4 protein-coding genes and 1 pseudogene are annotated in these 6,411 nt (G+C 63.0%); 2 read left to right on the plus strand and 3 right to left on the minus strand.

The window, feature by feature from the left end:
- From EOA28_RS20685 to tssI, 3 genes and pseudogenes are all read right to left on the minus strand, one after another.
- A pseudogene (locus EOA28_RS20685) lies at positions 1–981 on the minus strand (hypothetical protein); the annotation flags it as partial.
- A gap of 10 nt (positions 982–991) precedes the next feature.
- Positions 992–1,417 (minus strand): DUF6484 domain-containing protein, encoded by a 426-nt coding sequence (locus EOA28_RS20690; protein ID WP_127251790.1) that lies wholly within the window; start codon positions 1,415–1,417, stop codon positions 992–994.
- A 7-nt stretch (positions 1,418–1,424) separates the two neighbouring features.
- Positions 1,425–3,749, minus strand: coding sequence for a type VI secretion system tip protein TssI/VgrG (gene tssI / locus EOA28_RS20695; protein WP_127251791.1), 2,325 nt, complete (start codon positions 3,747–3,749; stop codon positions 1,425–1,427).
- A 308-nt stretch (positions 3,750–4,057) separates the two neighbouring features.
- Here tssI and tagH point away from each other — a divergent pair, with 308 nt between their 5' ends.
- Entirely contained in the window at positions 4,058–5,137 is a 1,080-nt protein-coding gene (tagH, locus tag EOA28_RS20700; RefSeq protein WP_127251792.1) for a type VI secretion system-associated FHA domain protein TagH, read from the plus strand.
- A 396-nt stretch (positions 5,138–5,533) separates the two neighbouring features.
- Positions 5,534–6,411: type IVB secretion system protein IcmH/DotU (gene icmH, locus EOA28_RS20705; RefSeq protein WP_148670777.1), on the plus strand; the 878-nt coding region annotated here is incomplete at its 3' end.

Genomic DNA, 6,411 nt, shown 5'->3' on the forward strand with positions numbered 1-6,411 from the left:
GTCATCCAGATCGGCGAAGTCCTTACCCAGGAGCGATGTATCTGCGACAAACAGATCGGTGTCGCCGAAATCAACCTCGAACAGGTCACGGAGCGAGGCGCCGGCAGCGCCGGCGAGGTCAGGCTCACGCATCTTTTCGATCAGCCACGGCATCACTTTGTGATCGCCGAACAGGCCAATCGACGCCGTCGCCGCGACACGACGCGCTGGCTGCGCTAGGTGTTTTCGCAGCCACTGCTTGCCGGCCTTCGTCGGCGTCGTCAGCAGGCGTATTTCGATCGCAGCCTCGGCGAGCCCCGGTTCCGTCATCACGATCTGATCGATCACCCGGTGGGCGGAGCGAGTCTCGCCGAGCATACAGGCGGCGACAGCAGCCGTCAGTCGCTCCCCGGGCGTCTCTGCATCAAGGCCGGCCAGCACCATCGGAAGCAAATCGCGCCGTTTGAGCGCACCCGCAAGTCTGAGGGCGTGGCCGCGCACAACAGCATCGGAATGACCCGCCAGATCGAACAATCGCGACCCGGGATCGACGCGATGATGCCAAAGCGCCGATAGACCGAGTGCACGCGGCCACGCGTCCCGCGCATCAAGCCACTTCGCCACGAACGGCCGCAAATTGTCGCGTGGCGCACGCGCAATCGCTGCGGACAGGGGCGACAATCCGGTCTTACCCACGCCGATGGCGGCCTCGATCGCCGAGGCGACCAGGGCGGCCTCACCCCAACGCAGCGCGAGGGCCCCCAATACGAAAAGCTCACCAGGCTCGGGATAGTCGCCAAACCTGGCGAGAGCGGCTTCCCAGCCAGCCTTGCCTGCAGCCATCAATCCCTCGATATTCGCTTCGAGACGTTGATCGATGCGACCTATCTCGGTCTCATCAAGGAGCGGACCATCTATCTCCCGCCTGCGGCGAAGCCAGAGGAAGGCCGCGTCTTCGGCATGCTGATCCACTATGGCGGCGATGGTCGCAACGTGAAGCATCGGCAAACCCTCAATTGAGATGCACGGCTCCGCCGCGAATACGGTTGGTGCCGCTCGCCTGGCTGGTCAATTGAGTGCCACGGACAGTGATCCGGCCGTCCTTCTCCAAAATGATCGACGCCAGGCCGCAGCGCAGTTCTATGCGCTCTTCGCCCGTGATCACGATACGGCTGCCGTCGCGAACGACTTGCAGTTCCGGCTTTTTATTGGCTGGATCGACAATTCGCCCGACGACCAGCGGGCGCATCGGATCGCCCCCCTCGAAAAGCAATGCCAGTTCCGAGCCAATCGAGGATGTGTCGAGTTCGGTCAGACTGCGGGCTGCAATCGCCGTCTCGCTTGGGTTGCCTACGAAAACCACCAGCGGCGCCCCGTCCTCGAACCCGATCAGCAGGCCGATCACGACACCGTCGATGCGATTGAGCACTTCCATGATCGCGACCTCAATTGTTGTTGATGGTGCTTCCTTTCACGATCACATCGCCGTCCGCCTTGACGGTGATCTTGCCGCTGCCTTTGATCGTGATGTCCTTGCCGCTCGCGACGATTGTGCCGTCCTTCTTCATGGTGATGGAGGCATCGCCGCATTTCAGCGTGATTTCGTCGCCGGCATCGATCATCAGCTTCTTGCCGACTTTGATCGTGCTGTCTTCGGCAACCTGGATACCGCTGCCCTTGCCTACCTTAAGCGCATGCGCGCCACCGACATCGGTCGCATCGTCCGCACCGATCTTGGCCGTCCTTGCCTTCCCGATTTGAGACGATTGTGCGCCGCCGACCGCCAGGCTCTGGTCGGCGCCGATCTGGATGTTCTGACTTGCTCCGACGTTCCAGCTGTCGCCTGCGCCGATATCATGACTTTGGCTGATACCCACGCTGACCGAACGCACGGCACCGATTGTGTTCATCTGTGCCGCGCCTACGGTTCTCGTTTCAGCGGCCCCCACCGTGTCGACGCGCGCGACACCCACTGTGACTGTCTGATTGAGCCCCACCGTCTGCGAGTGGTTCGCGTCGATGTTTTCCGTCGAGTTCGCAACGACATGGATCGTCTCGTTCGCCATCACCGTCAGCTTGCGGTTCGCGCCCACCGTTTCGGTGTCGTTCGAGCCGATGTTGGTGGTCTGGTCGACGCCGATCTTGACCGTCTTGTTGTTGCCGACGTCCTCGTCGAGGTTGTGGCCGACGGAGTGTTTGGCGTCGTGGTCGATGCGGTCGGACTGGTCGTGCTGGACCGTCTTGTTGCGGTCGTGCTTGATCAGCAAATGGTGGTCTTTCTGCGCCTGGAAATTGACCAGCTCGGAGCCTGCCTTGTCCTCGAACATCAACTCGTTGTACCCGCCGCCGCCCTTCGAGGAATTCGACTTCCAGCCCGACTGCGTGGCGTTGCCCGGCAGTCCGTAGGGCGGCATCTGCGAGGCGTTATAGACGCGGCCGGTGATGATCGGCAGGTCCGGGTCGCCCTCGATGAAATCGACGATGACCTCCTGGCCGATGCGCGGGATCTGGATGAAGCCCCAGTTGCTGCCGGCCCAGGTCTGCGAGACGCGCACGAAGCAGGATGAGTTCTGATCCTTCTTGCCGAGCCGGTCCCAATGGAACTGCACCTTCACGCGGGCATATTTGTCGGTGAATATCTCCTCGCCCGAAGGACCTACCACCGTTGCCGTCTGCGGGCCGCGCATGATCGGCCGCGGCGTGATGCGCGGTGGGCGGTAGGGCAGTTTGGTGGGCGCCACGCCCAGCACGACTTTGAAATTCTCGTTGTGGGCCTCGTTCTGGGTCCGGTAGCCGGGATCGAACAGCCGGTATTCGGCGCTGACCACAAGATAGTCCTGGTTCTGGTCGTCACGCGGAAAGCTCTCCAGCGTGAACTTGCAGCCGGAAAAAAGGCCGCGCACCGTGCCAACCGCGGTGCTGTGCTGGTGCACGGCCTGAAGCTCCTCGCGGCGGATCCCGGCGATCTTGTCGCCGCGCCCGACATCGAGATGCGCGCCTGGCTGGCGATAGTTTTCGCCGGAGGCTTCCTTATGAGCGAAAGGCTGGGCGGATTTCGCCATCAGATCGGCGCCGGGCTTCTCGAAATCATAATCGGTGTGGGCATAGGCGCCCGGCCGCACCGCGCTGCCAGGTATCCATTCGGTGATGTATTCGACATCGCGCCGCGAGGCCTGGCCCTCGAAATTGTAAAGCACCTTCTCGTAACCGGGCGCCGGCTTCAGCTTGCTCATCGCGTCGCAGAGGATGAGCGTGTGCTTGCCCTCGTCATGCTCGAAGAAATAGAAGATGCCTTCGTGCTCGAGCAGCCGCTGTACGAAATCGAGATCGCTCTCGTCATACTGCACGCAATATTCGCGCTGGGGATAGGAGCCCTGCAGCCGCTTCTCGAATTTGGCGATGCCATATTTCGAGAAGATCTTCTCGACGATCTCCACCGCCGTCATGTTCTGGAAGATGCGGCAATCGGTGGTGTTGCCGAGGAACCAGAGCCACGGCCTGACGGTCGCCTCGTAGAAGGCCAGCCGGTCCTCGATGCGGGTCAGCTTGAAATCCGACACGAGGCCACTGAACCAGCGCTTCGGATCGGACTCGCCCTCGACCGAAACGACGCCGCCCAGCATCTTCAGCGGGTCGACGTCGCGGTTCTTCGAGACGAAGCCGACGGTATAGGCGAAGCAGCGACTGATCTCATCGCGGCCGATGAGATGGGTGAAGGTCAGGTCGGCGCCAGCCGGCGTCTGTACAACCGTGGCACGTTCGTTCGGCATGGGTCGTGCCCCTCCTCGACGCGGCCGTCAGTGTGATGGTTTGAAGCCCCCGCTCTATTAACTGGATCACGTTCGGGAGCGTTCGAGTTCACCGCACCGTATCCGCGTCAGCCTAGCACATGTTTGAGGGAGGCCAAATAATAGCGATGGCTAAAGCGCGCCCATGCGCCGATGTGAAACGCTCCTCTCCCGCTCGGCTTCCAAGCTGCTAGAATAGCAGAGCAATTCCGGAAGGGCGCTCAATGGTTTTCCGCCCGGAATTGCGCGACAGATAAGCATTTGTTGACCAAGTTCGGCGACGCTTCCGGATGTTCATCTCTCTCCAGATCAGCAATGTCGACAGCCTGCCGGCCGGCACCGCCGCCAGCTATGCCGCCCGCGATCGCAGCTTCGAGATCGGCCGCGAGAATTGCGACTGGACATTGTCCGATCCGGACAAGTTCATTTCGGGCCGGCATTGCGAGGTCCGCTACCAGGCGGGTTCGTTCTGGCTCTACGACCTCTCGCGCAACGGCACCTTCGTCAATGGTTCGGGCCAGCGCATGGCCGGGCCGCATCGGCTGGCACAGGGCGACCGGCTGCTGATCGGCCGCTACGTCGTCGGCGTTTCGATCGAAGACGAACGGGCCGCGACCGGATATCCGCAGACCAGGACCGGATCGACTCAGCGCGAGCTGCCGCCCTCGACCGGCCGGCCGCTGGATCCCGGCCATGAACCGTTCTTCAGTCCGGCGGATCAGCGCCCGGCCGAGGCGGCGCCCGTCTCGACATCCTCGGCGCTGCAGCCAGGTCCGGCGGCCCCGGCCAACCGGCCCGCGGAAGTGGATGCGATGTTGCGGGAAATCGCCAGGGCGGCGGGGATCGCTCCCGACTTGCTGCAGTCGCGCGATCCTCACGACGTCGCGGCCGAGATCGGCGCGGTGCTGAGAACCACGGTCGAGCAACTGTCCCTGCTGCTCAAGGCGCGCGCGGCGGCGAAGGTGCTCGCCAAGAGCGCGAACCGCACGATGATCGGCGCCGAGGACAACAACCCGCTGAAATTCGTGCCGGGCACCGACGACATATTGGAGATCATGTTCGCCAAGCGCAGGGCGGGCTATCTCGATGCCAGGCGCAGCATCGAGGATGCGTTCCGCGACCTGAAGGCCCATGAGATCGCAACCTATGCCGCCATGCAGGCGGCGCTGTCGCGGCTGCTCGACGACCTGTCGCCGGAGGCGATCGCGAAGAAAATTCCGCCTGCGTCCTTCTCGTCCAGGAAGAGCCAGGCCTGGGATGCGCTCGTCGCGACATGGCGGACGATGGAAGATAAGCATGAGAACGGCATGCTGGATGTCTTCCTCACCTATTTCGCCGAAGCTTACGCCAAGGCCGACAAGAAGAAATAGACGCACGGGCACTAGCGCATTTCACCGTTTCACGGAAACGGTGAAATGCCCCATCTTCTTGTTTTCACGCAATTCCGGACGGAAAACCGCTCACACTTTTCCTGGAATTGCTCTAACCGCTGGCCGTATGTGACGGGTCTCATAGAAGAAGCCGCCGCTTCGAGCATCTTGCTTCCGGATTTCAATCGGCGGCCCGTTTCAATTGGGTATCCGGGCGACTAGAATGCACAGGGACGCTAGCCCGGCGGGCAAGGCGGCGAGGCTTGGGGCGTGTGCAGCAATGTCATGTTTCGGCGAGATGAGCCTTTCCAAGCGGCCCGCCGCCGAGGCTCAGCCTGAAACGCGGTCCCCCGATCGAAAACATGCCCTTTGCAGCTTGAAGGCGGGGCGCCGCCGATGAGCTCGAAGGACGATCCGTCTAGGCCGGCGGACAAGACCGTCATCCGCGCGCCGCGACCGAAGCAGAAGCCACTCGCGGCTGCCGAGAGGTCCGGTCCGGAAAGCGTGCGGCCAGCCCCATCGCCTTCCCGCGAAGCGACGGTGTTCGATCCCGGTGGCGGCCGGCAGATGCCTACCGGCTGGTCGTCCGGAACCGTGCTCTTCCAAGGGCCAACTCCGGGAACCGCCGCGAATGCGGCGCCGGGCGTGCAGCAGGATGCCCTGCTCGACGCCGCCTCCGGCGTGAGATACGCTGCAGCCAATCCGATCCTTGCCGCCTCCGCGCCGCTGTTGATGCTTCTCGGTCAATTGCGACTGATGCCGGTCGACCGGCAAGCCGCGCCCTTGGCGGAACATATCGCCGACGCGATCGAGACCTTCGACCTTGAAATCGCGAAGGCAGGCGTGGCCGAGGAAGACGCACGCATCGCCAAATTCGCGCTTTGCGAAACCGCCGACGACCTTGTCGGCAATCTGCCCTGGCCAAGCAAGGACAGCTGGCTTCAGCACAGCCTGGTGGCGCGGTTCTTTCACACCCAACCTACCGGCGCCGGTTTCTACGGAGCGCTCAACAACATCCTCGCCACGCCGGAAGCGCATTACGACCTGCTCGAACTGATGCATGCCTGCCTGTCGCTGGGCTTCGAGGGCCAGTATCGCGGGCTGGCCAAGGAACGAGATACGCTCGAACGCGTCCGGCGCGACGTCTACGACACGCTGCGCTACTTCAAGCCGCGCGCCGGCGAAGACATCTCGCCCCACTGGCAAGGCATGGCGGCGGCGCTGCCCAAGCCGAGGGCGCCGCTGCCGCTCCTGGCCGTCGCGGCCCTCGCGGC

It is taken from the genome of Mesorhizobium sp. M2A.F.Ca.ET.067.02.1.1 (genome assembly GCF_004023285.1).
Taxonomy (GTDB): domain Bacteria; phylum Pseudomonadota; class Alphaproteobacteria; order Rhizobiales; family Rhizobiaceae; genus Mesorhizobium.

Bases quoted from the DNA above. Each gene is read 5' to 3' on its own strand.
- tssI (WP_127251791.1), bottom strand. From the start codon at position 3,749: ATGCCGAACGAACGTGCCACGGTTGTACAGACGCCGGCTGGCGCCGAC.
- tagH (WP_127251792.1), top strand. From the start codon at position 4,058: ATGTTCATCTCTCTCCAGATCAGCAATGTCGACAGCCTGCCGGCCGGC.